At 41.0% G+C, this 15089-nt stretch carries 16 protein-coding genes, 1 tRNA gene, 2 rRNA genes and 1 other annotated feature (1 of these 20 only partly in view); of the genes, 4 read left to right on the top strand and 15 right to left on the bottom strand.

The features are described from left to right. Window positions 1-31 precede the first annotated feature (31 nt). The 8 genes from TEPIRE1_RS01255 to TEPIRE1_RS01220 all read right to left on the bottom strand — a co-directional run bounded on the left by TEPIRE1_RS01255 (window position 32) and on the right by TEPIRE1_RS01220 (window position 5063). Window positions 32-280, bottom strand: coding sequence for a TM1266 family iron-only hydrogenase system putative regulator (locus TEPIRE1_RS01255; protein WP_013777383.1), 249 nt, complete (start codon window positions 278-280; stop codon window positions 32-34). Between the two features lie 240 nt (window positions 281-520). After that, window positions 521-862, bottom strand: a complete 342-nt coding sequence (locus TEPIRE1_RS01250; RefSeq protein WP_013777382.1) for a NifB/NifX family molybdenum-iron cluster-binding protein — start codon at window positions 860-862, stop codon at window positions 521-523. Window positions 863-1034: 172 nt separating this feature from the next. After that, on the bottom strand, window positions 1035-1832 hold the full coding sequence (locus TEPIRE1_RS01245) for an Mrp/NBP35 family ATP-binding protein (protein WP_197537062.1): 798 nt from the start codon (window positions 1830-1832) through the stop codon (window positions 1035-1037). Between the two features lie 45 nt (window positions 1833-1877). Continuing rightward, entirely contained in the window at window positions 1878-2324 is a 447-nt protein-coding gene (locus TEPIRE1_RS01240; RefSeq protein WP_013777380.1) for a DUF134 domain-containing protein, read from the bottom strand. 38 nt (window positions 2325-2362) lie between these two features. Next, window positions 2363-3226, bottom strand: coding sequence for an ATP-binding protein (locus TEPIRE1_RS01235; protein WP_013777379.1), 864 nt, complete (start codon window positions 3224-3226; stop codon window positions 2363-2365). Then, window positions 3223-4068, bottom strand: a complete 846-nt coding sequence (locus TEPIRE1_RS01230; protein ID WP_013777378.1) for an ATP-binding protein — start codon at window positions 4066-4068, stop codon at window positions 3223-3225. Before TEPIRE1_RS01230 ends, TEPIRE1_RS01235 begins: the two co-directional genes overlap by 4 nt. A gap of 111 nt (window positions 4069-4179) precedes the next feature. Further along, a complete protein-coding gene (locus tag TEPIRE1_RS01225; RefSeq protein ID WP_013777377.1) occupies window positions 4180-4539 on the bottom strand; it encodes a NifB/NifX family molybdenum-iron cluster-binding protein in 360 nt (119 codons plus the stop codon). A gap of 173 nt (window positions 4540-4712) precedes the next feature. After that, on the bottom strand, window positions 4713-5063 hold the full coding sequence (locus TEPIRE1_RS01220) for a DUF5320 domain-containing protein (protein ID WP_013777376.1): 351 nt from the start codon (window positions 5061-5063) through the stop codon (window positions 4713-4715). 669 nt (window positions 5064-5732) lie between these two features. Here TEPIRE1_RS01220 and TEPIRE1_RS01215 point away from each other — a divergent pair. Continuing rightward, window positions 5733-7124 carry a hypothetical protein gene (locus tag TEPIRE1_RS01215; RefSeq protein WP_013777375.1) on the top strand — a complete coding sequence of 464 codons (1392 nt, stop codon included), beginning with the start codon at window positions 5733-5735 and terminating at the stop codon, window positions 7122-7124. Window positions 7125-7279: 155 nt separating this feature from the next. Here TEPIRE1_RS01215 and TEPIRE1_RS13790 read toward each other — a convergent pair whose 3' ends face one another. Next, a complete protein-coding gene (locus TEPIRE1_RS13790; protein WP_013777374.1) occupies window positions 7280-7426 on the bottom strand; it encodes a hypothetical protein in 147 nt (48 codons plus the stop codon). 117 nt (window positions 7427-7543) lie between these two features. Next, window positions 7544-8821 (bottom strand): serine--tRNA ligase, encoded by a 1278-nt coding sequence (gene serS, locus TEPIRE1_RS01210; RefSeq protein ID WP_013777373.1) that lies wholly within the window; start codon window positions 8819-8821, stop codon window positions 7544-7546. A 79-nt stretch (window positions 8822-8900) separates the two neighbouring features. Further along, window positions 8901-9094 (bottom strand) — a binding site (T-box leader). Window positions 9095-9341: 247 nt separating this feature from the next. Between serS and TEPIRE1_RS01205 the strand changes: the two genes are divergently transcribed. The 3 genes from TEPIRE1_RS01205 to TEPIRE1_RS01195 all read left to right on the top strand — a co-directional run bounded on the left by TEPIRE1_RS01205 (window position 9342) and on the right by TEPIRE1_RS01195 (window position 11123). Further along, window positions 9342-9830 (top strand): ECF transporter S component, encoded by a 489-nt coding sequence (locus TEPIRE1_RS01205; RefSeq protein ID WP_013777372.1) that lies wholly within the window; start codon window positions 9342-9344, stop codon window positions 9828-9830. Between the two features lie 15 nt (window positions 9831-9845). Continuing rightward, entirely contained in the window at window positions 9846-10850 is a 1005-nt protein-coding gene (locus tag TEPIRE1_RS01200) for an AIR synthase family protein (protein WP_041591468.1), read from the top strand. 84 nt (window positions 10851-10934) lie between these two features. Further along, window positions 10935-11123, top strand: coding sequence for a hypothetical protein (locus tag TEPIRE1_RS01195; RefSeq protein WP_013777370.1), 189 nt, complete (start codon window positions 10935-10937; stop codon window positions 11121-11123). A gap of 23 nt (window positions 11124-11146) precedes the next feature. Here the strand turns inward: TEPIRE1_RS01195 and TEPIRE1_RS01190 are convergent, their stop codons facing one another. The 5 genes from TEPIRE1_RS01190 to TEPIRE1_RS01170 form a co-directional block, all read right to left on the bottom strand. Then, complete coding sequence (locus tag TEPIRE1_RS01190) at window positions 11147-11605, bottom strand: NUDIX domain-containing protein (protein ID WP_013777369.1); 459 nt, start codon at window positions 11603-11605, stop codon at window positions 11147-11149. Between the two features lie 119 nt (window positions 11606-11724). Further along, the gene (locus TEPIRE1_RS01185) at window positions 11725-12192 is read right to left on the bottom strand and encodes a MarR family winged helix-turn-helix transcriptional regulator (RefSeq protein ID WP_013777368.1); all 468 of its coding nucleotides are present in this window, start codon (window positions 12190-12192) and stop codon (window positions 11725-11727) included. A 243-nt stretch (window positions 12193-12435) separates the two neighbouring features. Beyond that, window positions 12436-12510: transfer RNA gene (locus TEPIRE1_RS01180), tRNA-Asn, on the bottom strand. A gap of 36 nt (window positions 12511-12546) precedes the next feature. Continuing rightward, window positions 12547-12659 (bottom strand): 5S ribosomal RNA (gene rrf, locus TEPIRE1_RS01175). 44 nt (window positions 12660-12703) lie between these two features. Beyond that, window positions 12704-15089, bottom strand: a 23S ribosomal RNA gene (locus tag TEPIRE1_RS01170); it runs 579 nt beyond the window's last position.

Raw genomic sequence — 15089 nt, 5'->3', positions numbered from 1 at the left:
TTCACTATAGAAGGCAATTTTCGGTTAAATGTCAGGCCTTTTTAGTCATTGCGGACTTTACAGAAACAGCCTTGATTTTACCAAGTTTTCCTGTCATGGCACTAATTTCATCTGAAGTGCCATCCACAATAAGTGATATCACTGAAACACCTTTTTCCCTATAAGGAATCCCCATTCTACCTACAATAATTTGCGCATACTCATGCAGTATGGAGTTGACTGCATTAGCACTTTCTAAATCCTCAACAACAATACCTACAACACCAATTCTTTTGTCCATAACTTACCTCCACCTTTATAAAAATAAAACCCTCGACAAAAAGTCGAAGGTATTTTTGCATTTAGTATATAAACATGCTTTTACTCGGTCCTTCACCTTTTTGCTCAGACATTCCTTGCAATCAGGAAGTTATGGACTTTTTCATCTTCTGTATCGGAAGCCGCCGAAACATCAGATGTTAATTTTATTCTAACACTTTCCAGGAACAGCTGTCAATGAATAATTTGGAACCGTCCCTAATTATTCATGGTGGTCACAATAGCTTTCGTTGCTGATAAGGTTTCCTTCTAGATAATCCTGTATTACTTCATCAACTATACCTGCAGCACCGGTTATGGTTTGTATGTTATTTTGGTCAAAGAGCTGCTTGGCTTTTAATCCCATGCCTCCGGCAATTATACAGTTAATACCTTGTTTTGCTAAAAATCTCGGTAAAAATCCGGGTTGATGGCCCGGGTTAGTAATACACTCTTTTGAGTTTACCCTTTTTTCGCTTTCATTTACATCATATATGGTAAATTCTTCACAATGCCCGAAATGGGCGGAAACTTGACCTTTATCCGTAGGTATGGCTATTTTCATAAGTAATCAATTCCTCCTCTTTCTATATTTTGGCAATCTACTTTATCATTCTTCTTTTCCCTTAGCATCTCTTATATACATATGATAAGCACTGAAGAATGACATCGGATTTACCCTCTTATGACTCTCGGAATGAATATTTACGTGCAACGTGAATAATTTGGAACCGCCACTAAAAACGGGAGTCTGTGAAAATTGTGCTTTCATACTCTTCTATTCGACCTTCATCACAAAACTTGGCTAACTTATAGTCAATAGGCAGTGAACCTAGATAAGGGACATTTGCTTCTTTTGCTCCCTCTTCGCCCCGGCTCTTGCCGAATACCTCTATTTTTTCTTTACACTTGGGACAAACCATATAACTATAGTTTTCAATGAGGCCGATTACTCTAATATCCATCATATTTGCCATTTTAACAGCTTTCTTGACTACCATGCCCACTAATTCCTGTGGTGATGAAACGACGATAAGGCCGTCCACGGGCAGTGACTGCATTACGGTTAGAGGCGCATCACTTGTTCCAGGCGGCAGATCCACCAACAGGTAGTCCAAATCGCCCCACACTACATCATTCCAAAACTGCTGTATGGCGTTGCCTATCAAAGGTCCTCGCCAAATAACCGGATCATCCTCGTTTTCCAGCAGAAGATTTAAAGACATAATACGGATACCTGTTGAGCTTTCTGCCGGCATAAGCCCAAATTCCAGATTTTCAGGTCTTTTGTTTATACCGAACATGCGAGGAATACTTGGGCCTGTTATGTCCGCATCCATTATGCCCACACTGTAACCCTGTTTTTTGAGGCTTACTGCTAAAAGACCTGTCACTGTTGATTTGCCTACGCCACCTTTTCCGCTCATAACAGCTATTACTTTTTTTATGCGGTTTAATCCCGCTGCTGATGCTTCTTGAGGCTCTTTTTTGATTGTTTGTTCTTTATTGCTTTCATTGCCTTCCTGTTGTTTCACCAAATACACCCTTTCATTCTGAGAAAAATATTTGAAATTCTTGCTTTAATCCGGTATATCTTGCCGGTTATGCCCATGGCATCGACCTCTCTGCATCCTTTTGGGCGCCCAGTTAGTGCTGTGGCAATTAGGGCATTCCTTGCTGGTTTCGTCCTGTGGTTGACTCCATTCATTTCCGCAATCCCAGCATTTTAAAGGCCTGACAAATTGATATGTTCCGCCTTCGATTCGAATGGCTTTACCTTTAACAAGTGCTTCGGCAACTTTTGTGCGAGCTGAATTTATAATTCGGATAAAAGTCGGCCGGGAGATATTCATTCTTTCGGCACAGGGTTCCTGTTCAAGGCCCTCTAGGTCTTTTAACCTTAATGCTTCAAGCTCTTCTACCGTTAAAACCACTTCATCCAACTGTCGTAAAGGCACTCCGGCAGGCTTAAAATATGTTATATCAGGTATAAACTCCACATGACGCCATTTAGGTGGTCTTGCCACGCTCACACTCCTCTCACTCTAATTCTAAAGGTATTTTACTACTGTAATGAACATATGTCAATAAGCCTTTTCGCTATATCTGCCAACGCCTTAGCTGCGGGACCTCGAGAAAATTCTACCAATGGAGTTTCCTTAGCAATAGATTTTACTACGTCCTCATCAAATGGAATTTTACCTATAACTTCAATACCTATATTATTACAGTATTTTTCGATTTCAAAACTCTTTCTAAGGGAAAGGTCATATTTATTAATAATGACTTTTACTTTTACCTTGAAATTCTTTGAAAGCCTGATTACTCTGTCAAGATCATGTTTGCCCGAAACTGTAGGTTCCGTTATAACTAAAGCCGTATCAGCTCCTGATAAAGTCGAGATAACCGGGCATCCTATTCCTGGAGGCCCATCGGTTATTATATGGTCATATCCTTTTCTTTCGGCAATTTCTTTAGCAGCTTTTCTGACAGCAGTCACCAACTTCCCTGAGTTTTCTTCAGCAATACCCAGTTTTGCAAAAATCATCGGCCCATATCGGGTATCTGAAATATACCAATGGCCTGAAAGGTTATCAATTAAGTCTATGGCCTTTTCAGGACAAATGTTATAGCACACTTGGCAGCCTTCACAAAAATGCTCGTTCACTTTGTAATTAGTTATAGCATCAAAACGGCAAACCTCTACACATTTCCCACATCTGGTACATTTTGTAAGATTAATACGGGCCTTCTTGCTCACCCAAAATTCAAAAGTTTGCTTTATCTCGGGTTTTAAAATCAGATATAAATCAGCCGCATCCACATCGCAATCGGTTAAAACCGATTTTTTTAAAAGAGCTGCCAGTGAAGCTGTAACAATGGTTTTCCCTGTTCCGCCTTTTCCGCTGATTATCACCAATTCCTTCATGCCTTCACCTGTCTTTCTATGGCATCCCACAAGTTTTTGAATTCTTCTCTGAGCTCAGGAAATTCTTCTGTAAGTAATTTCCCTTCGGCATAGCATGCAGCATATCGCCGGTCAAAGGGTATCTTCATTAAAACTGGGACATCTTCCTTTGAAAAATAGTTTTCCATATCGGGATATTCCATCCCCACCCGATTTATAATAACACCGAATGGGATTTCAAGTTCCCGGACAACCTTCAGAGCAAGTTTAAGGTCACTTAATCCAAAAGGCGTCGGTTCTGTGACCAATATACAATAATCTGCTCCTGATACTGCATTTATCATAGGACAGGATGTGCCTGGCGGTGCATCAATTATAACGGCAGTATTGTTTTTGATATGTGCCTTTACCTTCTTAATTACCGGTGGAGCTAAAACCGCTCCAACTTCCAATATCCCATATATAAAGCTCATGCCGAAGGCATGGCCGCTCTTTACACTCCCAATTTTTCGGTCAGTTTCTGCAATAGCTCCGACAGGACAAAGCAGCACGCAGCCGCCACAGCCGTGACAGAGTTCTTCAAAGACTAAAAGCTTTACTTTAATATCTGCCAGTGCATTAAAGGCACATTTTTGAACACATATACCACAATGAGTGCACTTATCGTAGTCTATAGTAGGAACGGCAAGCATAACATCCTCACTGTGGCTTATCTCATGATCAATGAACAAATGCACATTAGGCTCTTCCGTATCGCAATCCAAAAGCTGCACAGATAGTGTATCTTTTAAAGAAGCAGCCAGATTCGTTGCTATCGTTGTTTTTCCGGTGCCCCCCTTACCGCTTGCAACCGCAACAATCATAATCTCACCACCATTAAATAATTAGTAAATAATTAAGTACGGTTCCTTTTATTTATATGTCATCGAAATATTTAGGGTTTTCCGTTTTGATAATATATAAATTTTTTAGTTCTATTTATTATGCTGTCCTGTAGTGCTGCCGGAAATCTTCTCAAGTTTACCTTCTGAAAAATTTGCTAGAGCTTGTCTTACAGTCATGGAATTTGCAGTAAATACATCTATGCCTGATTCTTTTAGGACTTTTATAGCATTTGGCCCTATGTTTCCGGTTATTATGGCTTGAATACCTTTTTCCACTATAAACTGAGCTGCCTGGACACCTGTGCCGTGAGCACTGCTTAATCCCTCGTTCTCAGATACCTCAAATTCATCAGAATCAGTATCAACAATAATAAAATAACTTGAACGCCCAAACCTTTCATCAATCATAGAATCCAAATCTTTGCCAACAGAAGTTACAGCTACTTTCAAGGTTATTCCTCCTCCTTAAATCAAGTAGTATTTTTCAATACTTCTGATTACTTTTTATTATAATTAATAGCTCATTTTCAGTAAAATAATATGCTTAGACCAGATCTTGCAAAAAGAATCGTTGGGTGGTATAAGGCCACCCAACAAATATAATTTGTCCGATTTCAATCTTGCTAATCATCAGTGGGATTTTCTTTTTCTGTCGCTTTTAATTGATTTAGCCTGTCCTCTATGGCTTTAAGTTCTTGTTTTAAGAAGTTTGCCTCCCGTAAAAGAGCCTCGGCTTCGCTTTCTTGACTATACTTTGCGTTATAAGCCGGAGCAAATTTAAAAGGGTTGGCTTCCCTTGCCCAAAAAGGCAGACCTGTTGCATAAAACTGATGCCTATAGCCTCTACCTCTACCCGCGAATCCTCTTCCAATTGGATTGAGGAAACCAGGCACTGAAAAGCCAGCACAAAATCCTCTGCTGCGGCCGGTCATAGGACCGTATCCGGCAGGACCAGTTCCATCTCCTCTAGGCATAAATTCACCTCCTTTAAAATTTTATAGACATATGTTCATTACTTTTGATTTTATATTATCATTATTATGGACATATGTCAAGTAATGATAATATAACATATATTTATTCTAGTAAAATGTTACCTATAAGAGATGGGATGTTTTGCTTGACAAAACAATGAATTACTAAGCTGAAAATCATCGGCCAAACCATTGATACCGTTATTAGTTTTGCCGCCTCTATATAATGCATAAGACCTCTAAAGCCATGCATTAATTTTATGACAAAATCGTCTTATATGCTTATGTATATGGCTTTTATTATTACAAATCTATCATCAGTTTTCATAACAGCACCCTAAAAATGCTCTTTTATATGTATCAATATTTAAAAATAACTCATTATAAAGAATAGATTTTGCCATATAGCTCATAATATTTAGCAGAAGGTTTTTACCGCATATTGGCGAAGATTAATTTTTTGATATGATTATTATTATCATTGAAAACATTTTCTTTTTTTTAATACTTCTGTTTTATAAGGAGGATTTTTATTTTTTCTGTCGAATTAGTATAGAAATAGCTAGTCACTCATCATTGATGAGGAGGTGGTAATTTTTTTAGCTGTAAGTAGTTTTTCCATTATTTTTTCACGTAACGCAAATTCTTAAAAGAACTGGAGGATTTAACGTGACTCTTGCTCATTGGATTTATGCTTTGGGTACCATTGCTGTTGTAGCAGCTATGTTATTTCGTCGCAATGTTCTCATCCCATGTATTGTTTCTACTTTTTTGATTGCACTTATCTACAAGGGGAGTTTGGCGGGAGCTGTTACAGCGGTTTTTAGTGCTCAAATAGCAGCTCTGGTCGAGTTAGGAAGTATCTTCTTAATTATTGGTTTGATGTTCGCAATGCTAAAATCCATTAGTGTAACCGGAGCTGATGAAATGCTGGTAGCTCCTATGAAAAAGCTGATGGTTTCACCTGCGGTAAGTTATATTGTTCTTGTTGTTACAACCTATGCTATATCTCTCTTTTTCTGGCCAACCCCAGCCGTGCCCTTAATCGGCGCTTTATTGGTACCAGCTGCTATTGAAGTGGGTCTACCACCCATGGCAGGAGCAGTAGCTATGGCTTTAGCAGGACAGGGTATGGCCCTTTCCGGTGATATGGTTATTCAGGGTGCACCTGGTCTTTCGGCTAAAGCTGCCGGTATCCCAGTTTCAATTGTGACAGGTTATGGTGCTATTCTTTCCCTTGTCACAGGTATAGTTGCTATTGTAATGGCTTATTATATGATGAGAGATGAAATAGCGCTGTTCCAAAAGGAAGGCAAACGAGAAACAGCTGCCGTAAATGAAGCAAGACCGGAAATGAAAATGAAAGGCGAGGAGCATCGTGGCGAGGCTTATGCTCCCTTTCTGATGTGGCTAACTGTTATTGCATTAATAGGTGTCATATATGCCATGTTTCGCTTCGATATAAAAGGTGGTGACGCTTCAGCACTTCTCGGTGGCACTGCTGTTTTAATTATGACTATAGCAACTATTCTCGTAGAAGGTGTAAAGAGTCTTGATGTTATAGCTGATTATTTAACCGATGGATTGGTTTTTGCATTTAAAGTAATGGGTCAAATTTTACCTATAGCAGGATTTTTCTTTCTTGGAAATCCTGAAGTCGTCGCTAGTATTTTAGGAGAAGGAGCTCCCGGATTTCTTTTTGATATCGGACAAATGATTGCTCAGTCCATTCCTCCTGAAGGCTTTCTTTCCGCCTTTGGTATGCTGATTCTAGGCATTATCGGTGGTTTGGACGGCTCTGGTTTTTCCGGTTTGCCCATGTCGGGAACCTTGGCAGGTGCAATGGCCGGTGGAAATGTCAAGGTAGCGGCAGCTCTGGCTGCTATAGGCCAAATGGGCAATATCTGGTCTGGCGGCGGAACTATTATAGCATGGAGTTCCCTTATAGCTGTAGCAGGTATTGTAGGTGTACCTGTGATGGATTTAGCAAGAAAGAATCTTATACCGGTTATTACCGGTCTGATAGTATCCACAATTGTAGCCGTTTTGTTTTTGATGTAATAAAAAGCGGGGTTCATCATCCCCGCTTTTTTTATTTCACCTCAAGTAAGCTATAAATTTGCAGTCATTACTATAATAAGTTAAGTTGTATAATATCAGCCGGAATTAACCGTTATAAGGAAAGGACAGCCGTTATCTTTTTATTGTAACTAAAATCAGGTCTTAACCCAAGTAAATTCTTTTATATATTCCGCATAGATTTCTGCTTCATCTTTTATATTTTTTATATTCATATTCTTTTCCTTAAAGAGGTTTTTATAAAAATTTTCTCTGTCTTTATCAAATTGCAAAGACTTATCCATGCAAATCACCCCTTTGTATTTAAAGACAAAACTTATATTATCATATTCAAAAAGCGGCTCAAATTCTACAATTGAGCCGCTTAAAATTCTTTACCAACGCTGTGAGTGCAATAAGAGTCATATCTCTATTTTATTTGTTCTTCCCATGTATTCACGCAAAACTTCAGGAATTATTACAGAGCCGTCAGATTGCTGATAGTTTTCAAGTATGGCTGCCGTAGTCCTTCCTATTGCAAGACCCGAACCATTTAATGTGTGCACATAAACGGGTTTTGCTCCCTTTTCCGGTCGGTACTGGATTCGTGCACGCCGAGCCTGAAAATCTTTAAAGTTACTGCAGGAGGATATTTCTACATAGCGATTATAGCTTGGCATCCAAACTTCTATGTCGTAGGTTTTTGCGGAGGAAAATCCTAAATCTCCCGTGCTTAAAACTACTACGCGATAAGGCAGGCCTAAAAGTTTGAGAACCTCTTCAGCATCGGCTGTCAGCTTCTCCAGTTCTTGCATTGAGCTTTGCGCATCTGTAAACTTTACCAGTTCCACTTTATTAAATTGGTGCTGCCTTATAAGGCCTCGAGTATCTCTTCCCGCCGAACCCGCTTCGGCTCTAAAACATCCGCTGTAAGCAACATAGTAGATAGGCAAATCATCCTTCGACAGGATTTCATCTCTGTGCAAATTAGTCACAGGCACTTCGGCAGTAGGTATTAAGAAATAATCATTATTGTTAGCAAGCTTAAAAGCGTCCTCCTCGAATTTTGGCAATTGGCCGGTACCGGTCATGCTGTCACGATTTACTATGAATGGCGGGAATATTTCCTTGTAATTATGCTTTTGTGTATGCAAGTCAAGCATAAAATTAATTAGTGCTCTTTCAAGCCTAGCACCCGCTCCCTTGTAAACAGTAAACCTTGAGCCGGTAATTTTCCTTGCACGCTCAAAGTCTAAAATATCCAAATCTTCACCGATGTCCCAATGAGGTTTAGGCTCAAAATCAAATTTAGTCGGCTCACCCCATCTTCTAACTTCGACATTATCCGCATCACTTTCTCCTATAGGCACTGAATCATCCGGTATATTTGGTATTGTCAGCAGAATTTCTTCAAGACTATTTTCTACCTCATTTATCTTCTCATCCATTTCTTTAATCTGCTGGGATACCTCTTTCATGCGAGCGATGAGCTCATCAGCAGGCTCTTTGGCTTTCTTTTTACGTGCAATTTCTTCCGATTCTGAGTTTCTCAGGTTCTTTAACTTTTCCACTTCAAACAGAAGATTTCGGCGTTCTTCATCAAGTTTCAAAAATCTGTCCAGGTCCGCTTCAGTTCTTCGATTCTGAAGCGACCTCCTAACTATATCCGGATTTTGTCTTACAAACTTTACATCAAGCATATTTTTACCTCCTATGCTACAAGTTTTTACTATATATCATTTCTAATCCAAATAGAAAATATTAAAGTCCTCTCACCCCTAAAGGGGCGAGAGGACTCGCGTTGCCACCCTTATATATTACTCAATTCATCTAACGGAATCATATAAAATCCCGGCATCTTTTTAAAGATGCAGCTTCGGGGTGGAATTAGGCAAAGTCTTTTACCGGCTTTCACCATCCGCCGGCTCTCTAAAAAAAGAACCAAGCTTACTTTTCCCCATCATAGCTACTAGCTTTCTCTGTTGTCTTTTTATTATATCGGACAATGCCGAGAAAATCAATAGCTAATGCTATTTTTAAGGCGGTGGTTGCAGTAAATCCAGGTTATAAGGTTTAGATTCGTAATGTGATTCGTTAAACGTGATGGTTGGTTTCTATTTAGTTGCAGCAAGACATCAAAATATTTGTCAAAGGCTTTTTATTTCTGATATAATACCATTAGAATTTTAGCAGATATCAGCGTGGGGAGGATAAGTTTTTATGGATGATAAAATTAAAAAACTTGCATTTATGGGCCTTTTTTCCGGATTATTAGTCATAGCTACTGTAGTATTGCGTTTCCCAGTTCCTACATTTAATCTTTATTTCAATTTAGGTGAAGCTGTAATTTATTTAACCGCACTGCTTTACGGTCCGGGCCCGGGCGCTGTTATAGGAGGAGTAGGGTCGGCACTTTCCGATATCATCGGAGGGTATCCTGTATGGGCACCTATTACTTTTATTATTAAGGGCCTTGAAGGATATATAGTGGGGGCTCTCTCTAAAAGGAATAAATATGTTGCTGTTGCACTCGGTGGTTTGACAATGATGGCAGGTTATGCATTGGCAGCCGGTATTCTCTATGGGATGGCCGCTGTGCCGGTAGAACTCGCCGGGGACTTTGTACAGGTATCCGCAGGAGCCGCTATTTCCTTGTTTTTGCATAACAGGCTTAAGGATATTACTTTTAATGATGAAGATAAATTCTGAGGTGATTAGTCAATGTTGAAAGCAGGAAAAGTCCCGCCGGAGCTTTTAAAATCAAGTGTTTATCCTTATGTAGGTAAACTAAGAAAAGAAGTATTGGTCCACTCAGGTTTTGGAGAAGACTGCAGTATTATAGATTTTGGTGATTCAGTAGCTGTCCTTTCCACCGATCCAATAACCGGTGCAGATATTCACAGCAGTCATCTTGCAGTGTACGTATCATGTAATGATGTTGCGGCCTGTGGTGCAGAACCTATTGGAATTCTTGTTACATTACTTTTGCCGATAGGTTCTAATGAGTCGCTTTTGAAAGAATTGATGAAAGAAATAAATGAAGCTGCCAATAAAGTTGGCATAGAAATTCTTGGCGGACACAGTGAAATTACTTCGGCAGTATCAAAATCTATTATTTCTACTACCGCCATCGGTATTACCGGCAAGGATAAATTTGTAACGTCTTCAGGTGCCAAACCCGGTGATGCCATAATAGTAACAAAAACCCTTGGTCTTGAGGGGTCTGCTATTCTTGCTTCAGATTTTGAAGAATTTCTCATTAAAAAGCTTCCAAGGGAAACCATAGAAAAAGCTAAGAATTTCATAGAAAAAATAAGCGTTGTTGATGATGGTATCATTGCTTCTAAAGTTGGTGTTTCAGCTATGCATGATATCACAGAAGGCGGATTGTTGGGGGCATGTTATGAAGTAGCCGAGGCATCGGGGGTAGGCGTAGAAATATATCAGGATTTACTTCCAATTTTGCCTGAAACTCAAGATATTTGTAAAGCTTTTGGTATAAATCCATTAGGCCTTATTTCTAGCGGGTCTATGTTCATATGCACGCCTTTTGCCGATGAAGTTATTGCCGCTTTAAATGAAAGTAAAATTGATGCCGCTGTAATAGGCAAGGTTACTTCTCAAGAACAGGGAAAATTTATTGTTTCCTCAGGCAAAAAATGTCCAATTGTGCCTTTTGAAAGAGATGAATTGTACAACGCTATCGAAAAAGTTCATAATCAATTATGAGCTAATTATTTTTTTATACTGCTTGTATAAAACTTCCTAGGGATGGTTAAAATATTTATATAACCTTCTCTAGGAGGAAAGCTTATGGTGGAAATAGATATCTTGGCTGAACTTTCAGATATGAAAATAATAGACTATAGAAATACTTTAACTATAGTGAGCCTTATTGAGGTCTTGACTGAAAAGGGAATAATATGTAGTAATGATGTAGCTCTTAAAGCTCAGACCTTGGATGCTATTTCAGAAGAGCAAATTAAAATTCATACAATTTAAAAAAAGCAGCTAAGCTGCTTTTTTTAAACTATCACTTCGTCTTTTTCATCTTCATTTTTCTCTTTTTCTTTGCAATACTCCAAGTACCGCTTATACGATGTTCTTACAAGAGATTTATCCTGGCTATAAGTTATCATATCCAGGGCCTCTTCAATTGGATAGAAGCCTCCATCTGAAAAATTAAGTTCTACATTTGGATTACAATTCTCAGATAAGGCTTCCATTAAAAACCATGTAATTTGATTGCATACCGGTCTTTGTCTTGTAACAGAATAAAATTCATAGCAGGTCTCTCCTACACATGAAACAATGCGAGCGTTTACGCCTGCCTCCAACTTTACTCGCTCTATCGCCACTTCCTGAGCAAGTCTGCCTGGTCTGATAACTCCTTTTGGTAACACCCATTCACCTTTTTCATTTTTTAATATCAGGACCTTGTCTTTAAAAAAAACTACACCACCAGAGCAAATTCTTGTAAGCATTTATTAGCCTCCTTATACCCACTTTGTATTTTTTATATTTATTCTCATCACATGCTTGCTATAAAATTTCTGTTATAAAATTTCGACATCACCTATAGAAAATCCTGCTTGTTTCTGTCTCATAATAAAAAATTGCAATTTTCTTCAACTATGGATTTAATATCGTCTATAGCCGCTTGCAGGCGTTTTTTTTCTTCACTATTTAATCTTTCCAAATTTTTCTCTATTAAATCTAAAAAATCTTCCCTGTATTGTTTTAAAATCTGACTTCCGGCCGGGGTAATTTTAACCATTACAACTCGCCTATCCTCAGGTAAGAAACACCTCTCAACCAAATTCTTGTCTACCAATCGGTCTATCATTACAGTAAGGCTACCATAAGATGTATGGACTATTTCACCTAAATCCGACATTTTATATGGACCATTTTTTTCTAAAATACATAAAACTCTATATTGCTTCTGAGTTATGTCTAGGTTATCAGCTTTAACTAGCTGTTGTCTATGTATATATTTCATCCAGCGAGTTATGGAACGCAAAAGTGTATCAAGGCTTTCCGCCAGTTTACGGTCATTATCATTGGTCATGGCAACCACCTTCTTCAATCGGTTTTAAGCTATGCTATAGTTGAGCTGAAAAAGTATATTAAGAAAGATAATATGCTGCTACTATTCTAAGTATAACATCTTCTTCTCTTAGTATATCCGAGTCATTGGTAAAATTGACACTGTATCTTGGGATACTTTTTTATGTATACCTTTTTAATATTTCTTTTAATATATTTATTTTAAGCATAAACTATTTGATTATCAAAATATCGAGTATAAATATGGCTCCTCGAGTAGGATTCGAACCTACGACCCTTCGGTTAACAGCCGAATGCTCTACCGCTGAGCTATCGAGGAACGGTTAGGTGTAAATATGTTAAAATATATATAAATTCTCGGCAGCGACCTACTCTCCCAGGCATTTGCCTAGTACCATCGGCGCTGGAGGGCTTAACCTATGTGTTCGGGATGGAAACTGGTGTTTCCCCTCCGCTATGGCCACCGAGAATTTTTATGCGTTTTTGCACCTTCAAAATTACACAGTGAGGTTTTGGTCAAGCCCTCGACTTATTAGTATCAGTCGGCTTAAAGCTTTACAACTCTTACACCTCTGACCTATCTACCGGGTAGTCTTCCCGGAGTCTTACTCCCTTTTTGGGATGGGATACCTTATCTTAAGGTGGGCTTCGCACTTAGATGCTTTCAGCGCTTATCCCTGCCGGACTTGGCTACTCAGCTATGCCGTTGGCACGACAACTGATACACCATCGGTCCGTCCACCCCGGTCCTCTCGTACTAGGGGCAGCTCCCTTCAAGTATCCTACGCCCACGACGGATAGGGACCGAACTGTCTCACGACGTTCTGAACCCAGCTCGCGTGCCGCTTTAATGGGCGAACAGCCCAACCCTTGGAACCTACTTCAGCTCCAGGATGCGACGAGCCGACATCGAGGTGCCAAACCTCCCCGTCGATGTGGACTCTTGGGGGAGATCAGCCTGTTATCCCCAGGGTAGCTTTTATCCGTTGAGCGACGGCCCTTCCATTCAGTGCCGCCGGATCACTAAGCCCGTCTTTCGACTCTGCTCGACTTGTTGGTCTCGCAGTTAGGCTACCTTATGCCTTTGCACTCAATGCACGATTCCCAACCGTGCTGAGGTAACCTTTGGGCGCCTCCGTTACTTTTTGGGAGGCGACCGCCCCAGTCAAACTGTCCACCTGACAATGTCCCACAGCCGGATTACGGCTTGTGGTTAGAACTTCAGTATCAAAAGGGTGGTATCCCAAGGGTGGCTCCCCAGATCCTGACGAACCTGGTTCTGTGCCTCCCACCTATCCTGTACATTTGATACCGAAATCCAATATCAGGTTGCAGTAAAGCTCCATGGGGTCTTTCCGTCCTGTCGCGGGTAATGAGTATCTTCACTCATATTACAATTTCGCCGGGTCTCTTGTTAAGACAGCGCCCAAGTCGTTACGCCATTCGTGCGGGTCGGAACTTACCCGACAAGGAATTTCGCTACCTTAGGACCGTTATAGTTACGGCCGCCGTTCACTGGGGCTTCGGTTCACACCTTCGCTTGCGCTAAGTGTTCCCCTTAACCTTCCAGCACCGGGCAGGCGTCAGCCCCTATACGTCGGATTTCTCCTTAGCAGAGACCTGTGTTTTTGCTAAACAGTCGCTTGGGCCTATTCACTGCGACCTTTTCATCTTAAGTTGTGCTTAAGATTACTCAGGTACCCCTTCTCCCTAAGTTACGGGGTTAGTTTGCCGAGTTCCTTAACAAGAGTTTTCCCCGCTCGCCTTAGGATTCTCTCCTCGCCTACCTGTGTCGGTTTGCAGTACGGGCACCTTTAGCCTTGCTAGAGGCTTTTCTTGGCAGTATGGGTTCGGCCGCTTCGTTACTTTATTTTCACTCCCCATCACACTTCAGCCATGACCCGGCGGTTTTGCCTACCGGGTTTGCCTTTGTGTTTGGACACGCTCTACCAACCGCGTGCTCAGCTTACCCTCCTGCGTCACCCCTTCGCTCATACGGCTTTAGGTGGCACTGGAATTTCAACCAGTTGTCCATCGCCTACGCATGTAATGCCTCGGCTTAGGCCCCGGCTTACCCTGAGCGGACGAGCCTTCCTCAGGAAACCTTAGGCTTTCGGCGGACAGGATTCTCACCTGCCTCTCGCTACTTATACCGGCATTCTCACTTCCTATAAGTCCACATAGCTTTTCAGCTATGCTTCTACCTCATAGGAACGCTCCCCTACCCCTTGCAGCTTGCGCTGCAAAGCCGCAGCTTCGGTGTGAACCTTGAGCCCCGTTACATTTTCGGCGCAGTACCACTCGACCAGTGAGCTATTACGCACTCTTTGAATGTATGGCTGCTTCTAAGCCAACATCCTGGTTGTCTTCGCAATGCAACATCCTTTCCCACTTAGGTTCACTTGGGGACCTTAGCTGACGGTCTGGGCTGTTTCCCTCTCGACTATGGAGCTTATCCCCCACAGTCTGACTCCTAACTAGCGCTCCTCGGCATTCGGAGTTTGATAGGGTTCGGTAACCTTTTCGGCCCCTAGCCCATTCAGTGCTCTACCTCCGAGGGCGTTCGGTTAAGGCTAGCCCTAAAGCTATTTCGGGGAGAACCAGCTATCTCCGTGTTCGATTGGCTTTTCACCCCTACCCACAGCTCATCCCATGACTTTTCAACGTCAACACGGTTCGGGCCTCCACGAGAGGTTAGTCTCGCTTCACCCTGTCCATGGGTAGATCACACGGTTTCGGGTCTACCGCATTAAACTTTATGCCCTGTTAAGACTCGCTTTCGCTTCGGCTGCGGAGCTTTACTCCTTAACCTCGCTTAATACGGTAACTCGCCGGTCCGTTCTACAAAAAGTACGAGGTCGCTTGCGCTCCCTCCGCTTGTAGACACACGGTTTCAGG

Source organism: Tepidanaerobacter acetatoxydans Re1 (assembly GCF_000328765.2).
Taxonomy (GTDB): domain Bacteria; phylum Bacillota; class Thermosediminibacteria; order Thermosediminibacterales; family Tepidanaerobacteraceae; genus Tepidanaerobacter; species Tepidanaerobacter acetatoxydans.
This window is presented reverse-complemented; position numbering and strand designations above follow the sequence as displayed.